The organism is Solirhodobacter sp., assembly GCF_964715405.1.
In genome coordinates, this window is sequence record NZ_CBAICG010000065.1 from 1 (window position 1) to 13,618 (window position 13,618).

The window sequence follows — 13,618 nt, forward strand, 5'->3', positions numbered from 1 at the left end:
GACCAGTCGAGACCAGCCAGCGCCAGCAGGCTTGCCACCATCCCCGTCACCTGCCGGAGCGGCAGGCCAAACAGCGCCCGCAAGGTCAGGCAAGCCTGGATCGCCGCATCGGTGAACACAGGCTGCCGACCGCGCTTGCCTGTCGGTTCTCCCCGACGTCCGGCAGCTTCATCCGTGCCGTCATCGCAGCGGCGGCGATCTCGCTCGTCTCAAGCGCCAGTTGCAACTGCTCGGCGGTCTCGGACGACGCGCCAAACCGGTGTGCCCGGTGCCCGGCCAACTGATGCCTGCCCTTCGCTTGCGCTCCGGGCGTTCCTCACTTCGATCCGTCCACTGGACGGCTCGATCCTGCTTCGCAGGACCGCTCATCACACTCGATCAAGATCGCCTGCGCCTTCACCTCGGCCAGAAGCCGCGTGGTGAAGCTGCGCAGTTCCTCGGGGTCTTCCGGCAAGGACAGGGTCTGATCCAGCATGTGAGAAGTTTATCCCACTGTATTCCTTGTGGGAATCCTCTTGATCCGGGATCGGCAGATTATCCCGCCGCCAAGGGCTGCCACGTCCGCTGCGGCGCCCACCAGTCGATCCCCTCCAGCAACATCGACAATTGGGCGGGCGTCAGTGCCACCTTGCCCTCCTTCGCCGAGGGCCAGACGAACCGCCCCCGCTCCAGCCGCTTCATGAACATGCAGGCGCCTTGGCCATCCCACCAGATCACCTTCACGAGGTCACCCCGGCGGCCTCGGAAGACAAACAGGTGCCCGGCAAAGGGATCCTGCCTCAGCACCGCCTCGGCTTGCGCAGCCAGCGCCGCAAAGCCCTTTCGCATGTCGGTGACCCCGGCCGCCAGCCAGACCCGCGTATTGGCTGGAACCGGGATCAAACCGACAGCCCCCGGATCAGTCGCGCCAGCGCCTCCGGATCGTAGCTCCCGCTGATCCGCATCCGGTGCCCGCCCGCCAGGTCGATCTCGATTTGGTTCCCTGCAGCAGGCATCGACGGGGCCACAGGCGCCTCCTTGACGATCTCCACCGGCAGAATGCGCAAACCTGCTTCCTCTGATCCCGTTCCAGGCTTGGGCCGATACTTGGGATCGCGCAGCCATTTGAAGATCAGGTTCGCGTTCACCGTGTAACGAAGCGCAACCTGCGCAACCGATACGCCGGGCGCAGTCGTCTGCAAGCAGATCAACTGCTTCTCCTCATCCGTCCAAAGCCGTCTTGTCCGCCGCGCCACGCCTGCACCTTAGTGTCCACTATCGTTGGTGGACAGTATCCGGCACTCTCAGCCCGCGGCAGAGCGGTCAGGCCGGACGCTTACGCCCTATCTGCGGCGGGCCAAGTCGATCGAGGAACTGCTGCCCTGGCTTTACCTGAAGGGCATTTCAACCGGCGACTTCTCCGAAGCCTTGGGCGCAATACTTGGGCCGGATGCGCCGGGCCTGTCGGCCAGCACCATCACCAGGCTGAAGGCGGATTGGTGGGACGACTACGAACGCTGGTCCAAGCGCGATCTGTCAGCGCGGCGCCATGTCTGCTTCTGGGCGGACGGGGTCTACTTCACGCCCCGTCTCGATGAAGATCGTCAATGTATACTGGTGATTATCGGGGCTGACGAATGGGGCAACAAGGATGTTCTGGGCTTGATCGACGGCTTTCGTGAGAGCACCCAGAGCTGGCGCGAACTGCTTTTGGACCTGAAGCGCCGGGGGCTGGAAGCCGCACCCAAGCTGGCTGTCGGTGACGGTGCCATGGGATTCCGGGCCGCGCTGCAGGAGGTTTACGGCAAGACGCGGGTCCAGCGCTGCTGGGTGCACAAGACGGCGAATGTGCTCAACGCGCTGCCAAAGTCGGTGCAGCCCGAGGCCAAGGCGCATCTGAAAGACATCTGGATGGCGGAACCCAGGGCCGGGACCGATGCCGCGTTCGATTTCTTCGTCGAGGCTTGCGGCGTGAAATACGACCGGGCGGTCAAATGCCTGACCAAGGACCGCGCCGATCTGCCGGCATTCCACGATTTTCCAGCCGAGCACCGGAAGCACATCAGGACCGGCAACCCGATCGAAAGCACCTTCGCCACCGTCCGCCACCGAACGACCAAGACCAAAGGCTGCCTCAGCCGCCAGACGGCACTGGCTATGACTCACCAGCTGATGCTGTCCGCCAAGAAAAAATGGCGCAAACTCGACGGTCAGAACCGCTTGGCAGAAATCATCCAGGGGGTTGAATTCCGCGACGGCATCAAGCACGAAATCAAAGCCGCCTGATCAGACCGTCACCAACTTCCGGGCATAGCTCCGATCTGATCGACGGCCATGACTGGAATCGGTAGGCATAGCGACCTGTCGTGATACCGAACACGCCCAGTTCGCACGCCAGCCGCAACCGCCGGATCGATCTTTCTCCATTTCATGCGGACGGATTTTGCGTCGATCGAAGCGCCCTCTGACAGGCCGCTGTTTCTGTGGGGATTCTGCTGTTGGCTGGCAACTCGAGCCCAGTGTGTCTTCATCCGGCGTGCTCACGAGGCTGCGGCACCGGGACAGCCCGCTCCCCTCCGGGGTCAGACGTGAACCGGAAGGAGGACATGGGCAGCATCACATCGGCCAAAGTCACCTGATCAAAGGCCGCCAAGAAGGCCGCGATGGCCTTGCGTCCTACGGCGGGCAAGCGGCACGGTCCGACGATCGGGCAGGCCATGCCGTCCTGAAAACATTCAAACACGCCGAAATCGGTTTCGGTTAATCGCAGCACGGCACCGAGGTTGATGTCTTCAGGCTTTTTCGCCAACAGGTAGCCCCCCCCGCGCCCCTTGATGCCCTGCAGGTAACCTGCGCGCGTCAGCTTCAGGACGACTTTTTTCAAATGACCGTGCGATATCCCGAATATGTCGGCGGTTTCCTCAATCGTCACGCGGTCCGCACCCCGAGATGCGGCGATCATCAGGACGCGCAGGGCATAGTCGCTGAACTTGGTCAGGTGCACGGGGGGCAACTCTCTCGGACTTCTGTCACATCCTCGTTCGAAAAGGGTCACATGGGAATGGCCGGAATCAACGGGCGTCAGAAGGGCGCACCCTTGGCGCCTGCAAAAGGATACTTCATTTGACCTAAATCAAGGGCGGGTGCTGCGGGTTCGGGCATAGCGGCGCTATGACAAACGCACCGCGCCCCATCCTGATCCGCCTGCTGCTTGGACTTGTCGTCGCGGTCTTCCTGGCGCTGCCCGGATTGGCCGATACCGTGTTGGCGAAATACCTGCCGACGGTGCAGGCGGCCGACCTTGTCGCCGGAGCCGATGCCTTCGGCCCGATCCGCAGCGATCTGGCTGTCGCGCCGGTTCTGAAGGGCGGCCAGCAGATCGGCTGGGTGTTCCTGACCTCGGACTTCGTGGGGACAACGGGGTATTCCGGCAAACCGATCCATACGATGGTCGCGGTCGATCTGGCGGGCAAGATCAGTGGGGTGAAGCTGGTCAAACACTCGGAACCCATTGTTCTGATTGGCATCCCCGATGCGAAGGTCAAGGCGCTTGCGGCCAGCTACATCGGCATGGATCTGGTCGCGATGGCCAAATCGGGCGGCAAGCATGACATGAACATCATCTCGGGCGCCACCGTCACGGTCATGGTGCTGGACGATTCAATCCTGCGTTCAGGCCTCAAGGTCGCCCGTTCCTTGGGCTTGGGCGGGCTTGCGCCCGAGGTTGTCGCCGGTCCGACCGTTGAATTGGACCCCGCCGCCAAGGCTCCGGAGGGCTGGATGGCGCTGGAGGGGGACGGCACCCTGCGCCGCCTGTCGCTGGATGTTGGGCAGGTAAATGCCGCCTTTGCCGCGCTGAACGACCCGCGTGCCACGGCCAGGCCGGAGACCGCCCCCCCGGACACGACATTTACCGAAATGCAGGTGGCCCTGGTGTCAGTGCCCGCCATCGGTCAGGCGCTTCTCAGCCCGCAGGATCAGACGAACCTGACCGCATGGCTGCAACCCGGCGATCAGGCCCTGATGATCGTGGGCAAGGGCATCTTCTCGTTCAAGGGCTCGGGCTATGTCCGCGGCGGCATCTTTGACCGGATCGTGCTGGTGCAGGATGACGTGTCGGTCCGCTTCCATGACAATGATCACAAGCGGCTGGTGGGCATCGCGGCCCAGGGCGCGCCCGAATTCACCGAAACCGACCTGTTCCGCATTCCCGCTGTGTCCGGCTTTGACCCCGCCAAGCCATTCCGCATCCAGCTTCTGGTGCAGCGTCAGGTGGCCGCGATCGAGAAGGACTTCCTCACCTTCGACCTCGCCTATCAACTTCCGCCGCATTATCTGCGGGCGATTGCAGCCCCGGCCGTTGTGGCCGCCCCGGTTCAGGATGAAACCGCCGCCCAAACCGCCCTGTGGGAAAAAATCTGGCTCGACAAGAAGGTCGAGATTGCCGCCCTTGCCGCCATGCTGGCCGTGCTGACGCTGGTGTTCTTCTTTCAGGGCCTGGCCACGCGCAACGCCCGCGTCTTCTTCTGGTTCCGCATCGGATTTCTGACCGTCACGCTGGTCTTTCTGGGCTGGTACGCCAATGCGCAACTGTCGGTCGTCAACCTGATGGCGCTGTTCGGTGCCTTGGTGACCGGCTTCAGCTGGCAGGCGTTCCTGCTGGACCCGCTGACCTTCATCCTGTGGTTCTCGCTGGCGGCGGCGCTGCTCTTCTGGGGGCGTGGGGCCTATTGCGGCTGGCTGTGCCCCTTTGGCGCCCTGCAAGAGCTGACCAACAAGATCGCCCGCGCCCTGCATATCCCGCAATGGACGCTGCCCTGGGGCCTGCACGAGCGTCTTTGGCCGCTGAAATACATGATCTTCCTAGGCCTGTTCGGCGTGTCCCTGATGTCGATTGATCAGGCCGAGCATTATGCCGAAATCGAGCCCTTCAAGACCGCCATCGTGCTGAAGTTTGTCCGCGCCTGGCCTTTCGTGGCCTATGTGGTGGCGTTGCTGGCGGCGGGTCTGTTCGTGGAACGCTTCTACTGCCGCTATCTTTGCCCGCTGGGAGCGGCCTTGGCCGTTCCCGCCCGGCTACGGATGTTCGACTGGCTGAAGCGCTATCACGAATGCGGCCATCCCTGCCAGACCTGCGCCAACGAATGCCCGGTTCAGGCCATCCACCCGACCGGAGAGATCAATCCGAACGAGTGTGTCAACTGCCTGAATTGTCAGGTGCTTTACCAAAGCAAAAGCAAATGCCCTGTCGTCATCCGCCAAGACAAACGGCGCGCGGCGGTGGGAACAGTCGAACCAGCCCTGCGGATGCCCGGCGATCTGGTCAACCATCCCAATGTGAAAGGACCGAGAAATGTCTGAAACGCAAAAACCCGGACTGAGTCGGCGCGGATTGCTTGGCGCAACTGCAGGGGCCGCCGCTTTGGGCGGGCTTGGCGCCTCGCGTCTGGCCATGCTGGCCGCTGCCGCTGGTGTGACAGCCACCGCAGCCGACGCCGCCGCACCCGGCTTTGAGGTCGCCCCCGGCCAGTTGGACGACTACTACGGCTTCTGGTCCTCGGGCCAGTCGGGCGAGATGCGCATCCTTGGCATCCCCTCGATGCGCGAGTTGATGCGGGTGCCGGTGTTCAACCGCTGCTCTGCCACCGGCTGGGGCCGGACCAACGAAAGCCGCCGCATTCTGAATGAAACCATGAGCGACGAAACCAAAGCCTACCTCGCCGCCAACGGTCAGGTCGTGCATGAAAACGGCGACCTGCACCACGTCCACATGTCTTTTACCGAAGGCAAGTATGACGGCCGCTTCCTGTACATGAACGACAAGGCCAATACCCGCGTCGCCCGCGTGCGCTGCGACGTGATGAAAACCGACAAGGTGCTGGAGATTCCGAACGCCCGCGGCATCCACGGACTGCGCCCGCAGAAATGGCCACGCACCAACTATGTGTTCTGCAATGGCGAGGATGAGACGCCGCTTGTCAACGACGGCACGACCATGACCGACATCTCGACCTACACCAACATCTTCACCGCCGTGGCCGCCGACGAATTCAAGGTGGCGTGGCAGGTGCAGGTTTCGGGCAACCTGGACAACACCGACGCGGATTATGAAGGCAAATGGGCGTTCTCCACCTGCTACAACTCCGAGATGGGGATGAACCAGGCCGAGATGACCGCGGCCGAGTTTGACCACGTCGTGGTCTTCAACATCGCAGAGATCGAAAAGGGCATCGCTGCCGGTGATTTCAAGGTGATGAACGGCTGCAAGATCATTGATGGCCGCAAAGGGTCGAACAAGAACTACACCCGCTACATTCCGGTCGCCAACAACCCGCACGGCTGCAACATGGCGCCCGACAAGATCCACCTGTGCATAGGTGGCAAACTGTCGCCCACGGTCACGGTGATCGACGTCACCAAACTGGACACGCTGTTCGCCTCGTCGGTTGACCCGCGCTCGGTCGTGGTGGCCGAACCCGAACTTGGCCTTGGCCCGCTGCACACGGCGTTCGACGGCAAGGGCAACGCCTTCACCTCGCTGTTCCTCGACAGTCAGGTGGTCAAGTGGAACATCGCCACCGCCATCAAGGCTTACAACGGCGAAAAGGTTGACCCGATTCTTGACAAGCTCGATGTGCAGTATCAGCCCGGCCACCTGAAAACCACCTTGGGCGAGACGCTGGATGCGGATGGCAAGTGGCTGGTTTGTCTGTGCAAATTCTCCAAAGACCGCTTCATCAACGTGGGGCCGTTGAAGCCCGAGAATGACCAGTTGATCGACATTTCCGGCGACAAGATGAAGGTCGTGCACGACGGCCCGAACTTTGCCGAACCGCATGACGCAATTGCCGTTCCGGTGTCGATGGTGAACCCCCTTTCGGTCTGGGACCGCAAAGACCGCATGTGGGCCGAAACCCGCAAGCAGGCCGAGGCGGACGGCGTCAATCTGGATGACTTTCAGGACAAGGTGATCCGCGACGGCAACAAGGTGCGGGTCTACATGTCCTCGCAGGCGCCGAACTTCAGCCTTGAAAGCTTTACCGTCAAGCAAGGCGATGAAGTCACGGTCTGCGTCACCAACCTTGATGACATCGACGATCTGACCCACGGTTTCACCCTTGGCAACCACGGCATCGCGATGGAGATCGGGCCACAAGCCACGTCCTCCGTCACCTTCGTGGCGACCCAGCCCGGCGTGCACTGGTATTACTGCCAATGGTTCTGCCACGCCCTGCATATGGAAATGCGTGGCCGGATGCTCGTTGAACCGAAGGCCGCCTGAGATGAGCCTGCCCCTAAGCCTTGCCCTTGTCCTGCTGGCGCTGCCCGCGCTGGCGGATGAGGTGCGCGTGGCCGCTGGGGCAGATCTGCAAACCGCCATCGCCGGGTCACACCCCGGCGATGTGCTGCTGTTGTCTGCGGGCACCTATCCCGGCCAATTCGTGATTGACCATTCGGTTACGCTGCAAGGCGTGCCGGGGACCATTCTGGACGGGCAGGGCACTGGCACCGTCATCACCCTGACCGGCGACGACATCACCCTGAAGGGGCTGGCGATCACCCATTCCGGTGGGCGTGGCGAGGATATGGATGCCGGGGTCAAGATCGTCAAAGGCGCAGATCGCAATGTGGTGGAGGGCAATCGCCTGACCGACAATTATCACGGCGTTGATGTGCATGGCGGCATCGACTGCGTGGTGCGCGATAACGTGATCGAGGGCCGCCAGACCAACCGGATGAACCAGCGCGGCAACGGGGTTTATGTCTGGCACTCCCCAGGCCTGATCGTTGAGGGAAATGACATCCGCTGGGGGCGTGATGGGATCTTTTCCAACACCTCAAGCCTCGACATCTACCGCAACAACCTGTTTCGCGACCTGCGCTTTGCCATCCACTACATGTATACCCATGACTCCGAGGTGTCCGGCAATACCTCAATCGGCAACCACCTCGGCTTTGCCATCATGTTTTCCGACCATGTGAAGGTGGAAAACAACATGTCGTTGGATGACCGCGATCATGGGTTGATGATCAACGCCTCCAATTATTCCGATTTCTCGGGCAATCTGGTGGAGGGGGCGGCGAAATGCACCTTCATCTATGACGCCAACAAGAACCTGTTCGTCGGCAACCGGTTCGAGGGCTGCGACATCGGCATCCACTTCACCGCCGGAAGCGAGGGTAACGCCATGACCGGCAACGCCTTTATCGGCAACCGGACGCAGGTGAAATACGTCGGTACCCGGCATATCGAGTGGAGCTTTCAGGGCCGCGGCAACTTCTGGTCTGATCATCCTGTCTTTGACCTGAACGGCGATGGCATTGCCGACAGCCCCTTTCACCCCAACGACCTGATGGACTCCATCCTGTGGTCGCAACCGGCCGCGAGTTTGCTGATGGGCTCCCCCGCCGTGCAACTGATCCGCTGGAGCCAATCTTCCTTCCCCGCCATCCTGCCCGGTGGTGTGGTTGACAGCCATCCGCTCGTAACCGCCCCGGTCATCGAAATCCCCGCCAAAATTGCCGCGATGGCTGCCCTTGTGGGTGACCGCTGGCAGAAAGACCCGTCCCATGACGCCGACACTGACGCTGCAATGTCTGACTAAGACGTACGGCGCGCAGGTTGCGCTGTCTGATGTGTCCTTGACCGTCGCCCCCGGCGAGCGGGTGGCTTTGCTGGGGCATAATGGCGCTGGCAAATCGACGATGATGAAGATCATCCTTGGCCTGATCCCCTATGACAAGGGCGAATTGCAGGTGACCGGCGCCGCCCCCGGTTCCCCGCACGCGCGCCGCAATGCTGCCTACCTGCCCGAAAATGCCGCCTTCCACCCCGCCCTGACCGGGCTGGAACAGATGCACCACTACCTGTCCTTGCGCGGCGAAAGCCCCAAACTGGCGCTGGCCTTGCTGGAGCGGGTCGGTCTGGGTGCGGCGGCCCGTCGTCGCATTGGCACCTATTCCAAAGGCATGCGCCAGCGGGTTGGCCTTGCGCAGACCCTGATCGGAAAGCCCGCGCTTCTGGTGCTGGATGAACCGACCAGCGGCCTTGACCCGGTGTCGCGCCGCGATTTTTACGAACTGCTCGACGGGCTGGCGGCGGAAGGCGCGTCCATCCTGCTGTCCTCGCACGCGCTGACCGAGGTCGAGGCGCGGACCGACCGCATCCTGATCCTGTCCGGCGGGGTTCTTGTGGCCGAGGGCACCCTGGCCGACCTGCGCCACACCGCAGCCCTGCCGGTGGCCTTTCAGGTCACGCCCCGCGCCGAAAGCAGCGCGCTCGTAGCCGCAGCCCTGCCCGAAGCGGTGGCCCAATCGGGCACCCTGATCCTGTCCTGCGCCCAAGATCAGAAGCTGGCGCTGCTGGCCCGGATCATCGCCCTTGGCGACCAGATCGCGGATATCGACGTCCTGCCGCCCTCGCTTGAGGATATCTACAGCCATTTCAGCAAAAGGGCCGGGCAATGAACCGCATCCTTGCCACCGCCGGAACCGAGTTCCGCATCGCCCTGCGCAACCGCTGGGTTGCCATTTCCATCGCGATGATGGCGCTGTTTTCGCTTGTGCTGTCGGCGGCGGGGTCGTCAGCCACTGGCACCATCGGCGCGGACCGGCTGTCGGTCGTGGTGGCCAGCCTGACCAGCCTTGCGGTCTATCTGGTGCCTTTGGTCGCCCTTCTCATGTCGTTCGACGCCATCGCGGGCGAGGTGGAGCGGGGGACGCTGCCCCTGCTTCTGACCTATCCGGTGTCGCGGACCGAGATTCTGCTGGGCAAACTGCTGGCCCATCTGGCGATCCTGACGCTGGCGGTGGCGGTGGGCTACGGCATCGCCGCCGTGGCCGCCCTGGCGGTGGACCCTGCGGCGATGAAGGGGCTGCCGTCGTTGTGGCGGTTGATGTGGTCGTCGGTCCTGCTGGGGGCGACGTTCCTTGGCGTCGGCTATGCCGCCTCGGCGCTGGCACGCAGGCCGTCGGGGGCGGCGGGGCTGGCGATCGGGCTTTGGCTGGGGGTGATCGTGCTCTATGATCTGGGCTTGCTGGCCGCGATCGTGGCCGACAACGGCGGCATCTTCACCACCAAGGTCTTTCCGGTGGCGTTGCTGGCGAACCCGGCGGATGCGTTCCGGCTGTACAACCTGGCCGCCTCGCAGGCCACTTCGGCGGCCTCTGGGGTGGCGGGGGCGGCCAATACGATCCCGGTCTGGGCCTCGCTGACGTCCATCGTGCTTTGGCCCGTCGCAGCCTTGACGCTTGGCACCATCGCGTTCCGCAGGGTGACCCCATGAAACCCCTGATCCTTGCCTTGCTAATGCTGGCCGCCTGCAGAGAGGATGCCCCGGTCCCCCTGCCGACGGCGATAACGGCTGACGCGACGGGCTATTTCTGTGAGATGGACATTCTGGGCCATCCCGGCCCCAAGGCGCAGATTCACCTTGCGACCTATCCTGAGGCGCCCTTGTTCTTCAGTCAGGTCAAAGATGCCGTGGCCTATCTGCGGATGCCCGAACAAGACGACACCGTCACCGCCACCTATGTCAGCGACATGGGCGCCGCCCCAAGCTGGGAGAATCCCGGCGCCACCAACTGGATCGCGGCGGACAAGGCGGTTTACGTCGTGGGCTCTGACGCCAGAGGCGGCATGGACGCGCCCGAGTTCGTGCCCTTCGGTGACCCCGTCAAGGCGCGGGACTTTGCCGCCCAGCACGGCGGGCAGGTGATGACGCTGGCGCAAATCCCTGACAGCGCGTTGACAGCCAGCACGCCCGCCAGCGACAGCGACGCCGACTATGCCGCCCGCATGCGCTCTCTTTCCGCCAACGGAGGTTGATATGCCCATCCTGACCCGCCGCCGCTTTCTGACCCTGTCCGCCGTGGCCGCCCTGCCTTTGTCCTTCCCGGCCCGTGCGGCACAGATCACGCAATGGCACGGCGCCGCCCTGGGCGCCGAGGCGGCGATCTACCTGGACCACCCCGACGCCGATGCCATAATCGCCCGCGCCGTGGCCGAGATTGACCGGCTGGAAAGCGTCTTCAGCCTGTATCGAGCCGAATCCGCCCTGTCGCAGTTGAACGCAGCAGGAAGGCTGGATGCACCGCCCTTTGAACTGCTGGAATGCCTTGCCCTTTGCGCGCGTGTCCACACCGCAACCGCCGGTCTGTTTGACCCGACGGTCCAACCCCTCTGGCAGCTTTACGCGACCAGCTTTGCGGCCGGTGGTGCGCCCACCTCTGACCAGATCACGGCTGTTCTGCCCCGGATCGGACTTCCTCGCGTCACTTACGACAGCGACGCCGTCCTGCTGCCCGACGGCATGGGGTTGACCCTGAATGGCGTGGCGCAAGGATTCATCGCCGACAAGGTGGCCGAGTTGTTGACGGCAGAAGGCCTGACTGACATCCTGATCAACACCGGAGAATTCCGTGCCCTTGGCCGGATGCCGGGTGCCCGGGGCTGGCCCGTCAAGCTGGTCAGCGGCGGTGAGGTCAGCCTTGCGGCGCGCGCATTGGCGACCTCGTCTCCGTTGGGGACGGTGTTTGATGCCGAGGGCAAGGTGGGACATATCCTGCACCCCGGAACTGGCCTGCCCGCGGCGCCGCTCTGGACGTCGATTTCGGTCAGCGCTCCGTCTTCGGCGGTGGCTGATGCGCTGTCAACCGCCGCCTGCCTGATGCCGGATCGCCTCTCGATCTTGGCCGCCCTGTCGCATTTCTCCGATGCCCGGATCGAAGCTCTCGTCTGATCCGGCCCCAAGTTCCGTTGAAACCCCAAGGAAACCACGATGAAAACCCTGAGCATCATAGCCGCCCTCGCCCTCACCCTCACGACCGCCCCGGCCTTTGCCGGGGGTGATGCCACCAAAGGCGCCGATGACTTCAAGCGCTGCACGGCCTGCCATTCCATCGTGGCCCCGGATGGCACCGTCGTTCAAAAGGGTGGCAAGACCGGCCCGAACCTTTTTGGCGTGGTCGGTCGCAAGGTCGCGAGTTTCCCGGATTTCAAATACGGCGCCTCGATTGCCGCCGCCGGTGCAAAGGGTCTGATCTGGGACGAGGCGATGGTGGCGGCCTATGTCACCGACCCGACCGCCTGGCTGAAGGAACAGACAGGCGACACTGCCGCCGTCGCCAAGATGACCTTCAAGATGGCAACGGGCGGCGAGGATGTCGCGGCCTATCTGGCCTCGGTCAAATAGGCGCCCCAGAACCGGTGAAGGTGCCCGCAGCCGGTGAAGGCCGAATGCGGGCTATCCCGACAAACTCGGCAAGGCCAGGCTCCCGAGGCTTCAAGGGAAAAGGGCACGGTCAGGCAAGAGGTTCGGATTTGCTGCAACCGGATGGAAGCACGGCGGGATGGCTCCGGCCGTGATAGCCGCTCCATCGTCGCCAGATGGCCCGACCGAAGCGCCGTGAGGCGCGCAGGGCCTCGTTGCGCGCGATCGCTCCGGCAGTGTCGGCCCTCCACGGCTTGGCGTTCTTGCGCGACTGGATGATCGCGGCGCCGCGGGCGGCAGCGCCGCGGCACTTCCGGCTGTCGAAGGCCCCGTCCGTTGTCCCGCAGTGGTTTGTGCGCAAACCACGAGAGGGGGCGGTGACGCTGGCGATCTCCCGATCGGGCGGGATCTGGTCGAGAAGCTCGGGCAGCATGGGCGCATCGCCCACATCGCTCGTTGTGAGCTCGGCCGCCCGGATTTCCAGGGTTTTCTCGTCGATCCCCCCTCTCGGCGAATGTGCCATTCGCCTGCCGGGCAATGGATGTGGACCTTGCGCCAGAACCGACGTTTGGACCCGCCGTGCTTGCCCGTTCAGCGGGAAAACAGTCCCCCGGACTGTCTTCTGATCCGCTTCACTCCACTCGCCTTCGACCTTGATCCCGGTGCTGTCGATCAGCAGGTGCAGTGGCCCCTGCGACCCGCGATACGGGATGTTGACGGCAAGGGTCTTCTGACGGCGGCTCAAGGTGCTGAAGTTTGGCACCTCCCACTCCAGGCCGACGAGCTGCAAGAGGCTCTCGACGATCCCGGTCGTTTGCCGCAACGGCAGCTTGGCAGAACTTTGATTGTCAGGCAGAACTGGATCGCGGTATCAGAGAACACCGCAGGGCGACCGGGGTTCCCGTCATGCGGCGCAAGCCAGGTCATCTCCTTGTCCAGCTAGATCAGCAGCGACCCGCGCTTGCGGCGCGACGCTGTGTAGCTGGGCCAGTTCGTCCTGCGGTAGCGGGAGGGTGATCGCTTGCTCATATGGCCTGGCTAACCGCATGGATCCACGATGTGAATCGCCCATGATCAGAGTTGTGCAACACTGCTCTGGCCGGACCTTGGCGTCGAACCCGTGGCGGGCCGCACCGGGCTGGCCCTCGGTCTTGGCAAGACCGGAACCACCGTGGCACGGCTGTGCAAGGCGATGGGGCTGACGGTGCTGGGCTGCCGGGCGCGGCCGTGCCCCACGCCCGAGGTTGACGAAGTGCACGCGGTCGGCGACCTGCCCGGCCTGCTGGCGCGCGCCGATTACGTCGTCTGCTGCGTGCCGCTGACCGAGGCGACGCGGGGGCTGATCGGCGCCACCGCCTTCGCCGCGATGAAGCCGGGGGCGGTTCTGATCGACGTCTCGCGCGGCGGCGTGGTGTCCGGCGCGGCGC

General features: G+C 63.6%; 14 protein-coding genes and 3 pseudogenes. 10 read left to right on the plus strand and 7 right to left on the minus strand.

Features of this window, described 5'->3' with window-relative positions; genetic code table 11:
* From AC11WY_RS18210 to tnpA, 5 genes and pseudogenes are all read right to left on the minus strand, one after another.
* Nucleotides 1–146 (minus strand): annotated as a pseudogene (locus tag AC11WY_RS18210) (transposase); the annotation flags it as partial.
* Nucleotides 86–280, minus strand: a complete 195-nt coding sequence (locus AC11WY_RS18215; protein WP_482928126.1) for an IS66 family transposase — start codon at nucleotides 278–280, stop codon at nucleotides 86–88. The gene AC11WY_RS18215 and the pseudogene AC11WY_RS18210, both read right to left, overlap by 61 nt.
* Nucleotides 281–316: 36 nt before the next feature.
* A complete protein-coding gene (locus AC11WY_RS18220) occupies nucleotides 317–475 on the minus strand; it encodes a hypothetical protein (RefSeq protein ID WP_482928128.1) in 159 nt (52 codons plus the stop codon).
* A 59-nt stretch (nucleotides 476–534) separates the two neighbouring features.
* Entirely contained in the window at nucleotides 535–882 is a 348-nt protein-coding gene (tnpB, locus tag AC11WY_RS18225; RefSeq protein ID WP_482928130.1) for an IS66 family insertion sequence element accessory protein TnpB, read from the minus strand.
* A complete protein-coding gene (tnpA, locus tag AC11WY_RS18230; RefSeq protein ID WP_482928132.1) occupies nucleotides 879–1,235 on the minus strand; it encodes an IS66-like element accessory protein TnpA in 357 nt (118 codons plus the stop codon). Before tnpA ends, tnpB begins: the two co-directional genes overlap by 4 nt.
* A gap of 79 nt (nucleotides 1,236–1,314) precedes the next feature.
* On the opposite strand from tnpA, the pseudogene AC11WY_RS18235 reads away from it, so the two are divergent.
* A pseudogene (locus AC11WY_RS18235) lies at nucleotides 1,315–2,265 on the plus strand (IS256 family transposase); the annotation flags it as partial.
* Nucleotides 2,266–2,506: 241 nt separating this feature from the next.
* On the opposite strand, the gene AC11WY_RS18240 reads toward AC11WY_RS18235, so the two are convergent.
* Nucleotides 2,507–2,983, minus strand: a complete 477-nt coding sequence (locus AC11WY_RS18240; protein WP_482928134.1) for an RrF2 family transcriptional regulator — start codon at nucleotides 2,981–2,983, stop codon at nucleotides 2,507–2,509.
* 167 nt (nucleotides 2,984–3,150) lie between these two features.
* Between AC11WY_RS18240 and AC11WY_RS18245 the strand changes: the two genes are divergently transcribed.
* From AC11WY_RS18245 to AC11WY_RS18280, 8 genes are read left to right on the plus strand one after another with little or no spacing between them, the layout of a single operon-like run.
* A complete protein-coding gene (locus AC11WY_RS18245; protein WP_482928136.1) occupies nucleotides 3,151–5,340 on the plus strand; it encodes a 4Fe-4S binding protein in 2,190 nt (729 codons plus the stop codon).
* Nucleotides 5,333–7,261, plus strand: coding sequence for a TAT-dependent nitrous-oxide reductase (gene nosZ / locus AC11WY_RS18250; protein ID WP_482928138.1), 1,929 nt, complete (start codon nucleotides 5,333–5,335; stop codon nucleotides 7,259–7,261). The genes AC11WY_RS18245 and nosZ overlap by 8 nt, the downstream gene beginning before the upstream one ends.
* A gap of 1 nt (nucleotide 7,262) precedes the next feature.
* The gene (locus tag AC11WY_RS18255; protein WP_482928140.1) at nucleotides 7,263–8,585 is read left to right on the plus strand and encodes a nitrous oxide reductase family maturation protein NosD; all 1,323 of its coding nucleotides are present in this window, start codon (nucleotides 7,263–7,265) and stop codon (nucleotides 8,583–8,585) included.
* On the plus strand, nucleotides 8,551–9,447 hold the full coding sequence (locus AC11WY_RS18260) for an ABC transporter ATP-binding protein (RefSeq protein WP_482928142.1): 897 nt from the start codon (nucleotides 8,551–8,553) through the stop codon (nucleotides 9,445–9,447). The genes AC11WY_RS18255 and AC11WY_RS18260 overlap by 35 nt, the downstream gene beginning before the upstream one ends.
* Complete coding sequence (locus tag AC11WY_RS18265) at nucleotides 9,444–10,265, plus strand: ABC transporter permease (protein WP_482928144.1); 822 nt, start codon at nucleotides 9,444–9,446, stop codon at nucleotides 10,263–10,265. Before AC11WY_RS18260 ends, AC11WY_RS18265 begins: the two co-directional genes overlap by 4 nt.
* Nucleotides 10,262–10,807, plus strand: coding sequence for a nitrous oxide reductase accessory protein NosL (locus AC11WY_RS18270; RefSeq protein WP_482928146.1), 546 nt, complete (start codon nucleotides 10,262–10,264; stop codon nucleotides 10,805–10,807). The genes AC11WY_RS18265 and AC11WY_RS18270 overlap by 4 nt, the downstream gene beginning before the upstream one ends.
* A gap of 1 nt (nucleotide 10,808) precedes the next feature.
* Nucleotides 10,809–11,720: an FAD:protein FMN transferase gene (locus AC11WY_RS18275; RefSeq protein ID WP_482928148.1), complete on the plus strand. Its 912-nt coding sequence runs from the start codon at nucleotides 10,809–10,811 to the stop codon at nucleotides 11,718–11,720.
* Nucleotides 11,721–11,759: 39 nt separating this feature from the next.
* Nucleotides 11,760–12,173, plus strand: a complete 414-nt coding sequence (locus tag AC11WY_RS18280; RefSeq protein WP_482928150.1) for a c-type cytochrome — start codon at nucleotides 11,760–11,762, stop codon at nucleotides 12,171–12,173.
* Nucleotides 12,174–12,282: 109 nt separating this feature from the next.
* On the opposite strand, the pseudogene AC11WY_RS18285 reads toward AC11WY_RS18280, so the two are convergent.
* Nucleotides 12,283–13,220, minus strand: a pseudogene (locus AC11WY_RS18285) (transposase).
* A gap of 91 nt (nucleotides 13,221–13,311) precedes the next feature.
* Here AC11WY_RS18285 and AC11WY_RS18290 point away from each other — a divergent pair.
* Nucleotides 13,312–13,618 (plus strand): NAD(P)-dependent oxidoreductase (locus AC11WY_RS18290; RefSeq protein ID WP_482928152.1); only part of this gene is annotated, 307 nt, incomplete at its 3' end.

Coding starts and splice junctions, on each gene's coding strand:
- AC11WY_RS18270 (WP_482928146.1), top strand. CDS start 10,262: ATGAAACCCCTGATCCTTGCCTTGCTAATGCTGGCCGCCTGCAGAGAG.
- AC11WY_RS18255 (WP_482928140.1), top strand. CDS start 7,263: ATGAGCCTGCCCCTAAGCCTTGCCCTTGTCCTGCTGGCGCTGCCCGCG.
- AC11WY_RS18260 (WP_482928142.1), top strand. CDS start 8,551: ATGACGCCGACACTGACGCTGCAATGTCTGACTAAGACGTACGGCGCG.
- nosZ (WP_482928138.1), top strand. CDS start 5,333: ATGTCTGAAACGCAAAAACCCGGACTGAGTCGGCGCGGATTGCTTGGC.
- AC11WY_RS18220 (WP_482928128.1), bottom strand. CDS start 475: ATGCTGGATCAGACCCTGTCCTTGCCGGAAGACCCCGAGGAACTGCGC.
- AC11WY_RS18280 (WP_482928150.1), top strand. CDS start 11,760: ATGAAAACCCTGAGCATCATAGCCGCCCTCGCCCTCACCCTCACGACC.
- AC11WY_RS18245 (WP_482928136.1), top strand. CDS start 3,151: ATGACAAACGCACCGCGCCCCATCCTGATCCGCCTGCTGCTTGGACTT.
- AC11WY_RS18275 (WP_482928148.1), top strand. CDS start 10,809: ATGCCCATCCTGACCCGCCGCCGCTTTCTGACCCTGTCCGCCGTGGCC.
- AC11WY_RS18265 (WP_482928144.1), top strand. CDS start 9,444: ATGAACCGCATCCTTGCCACCGCCGGAACCGAGTTCCGCATCGCCCTG.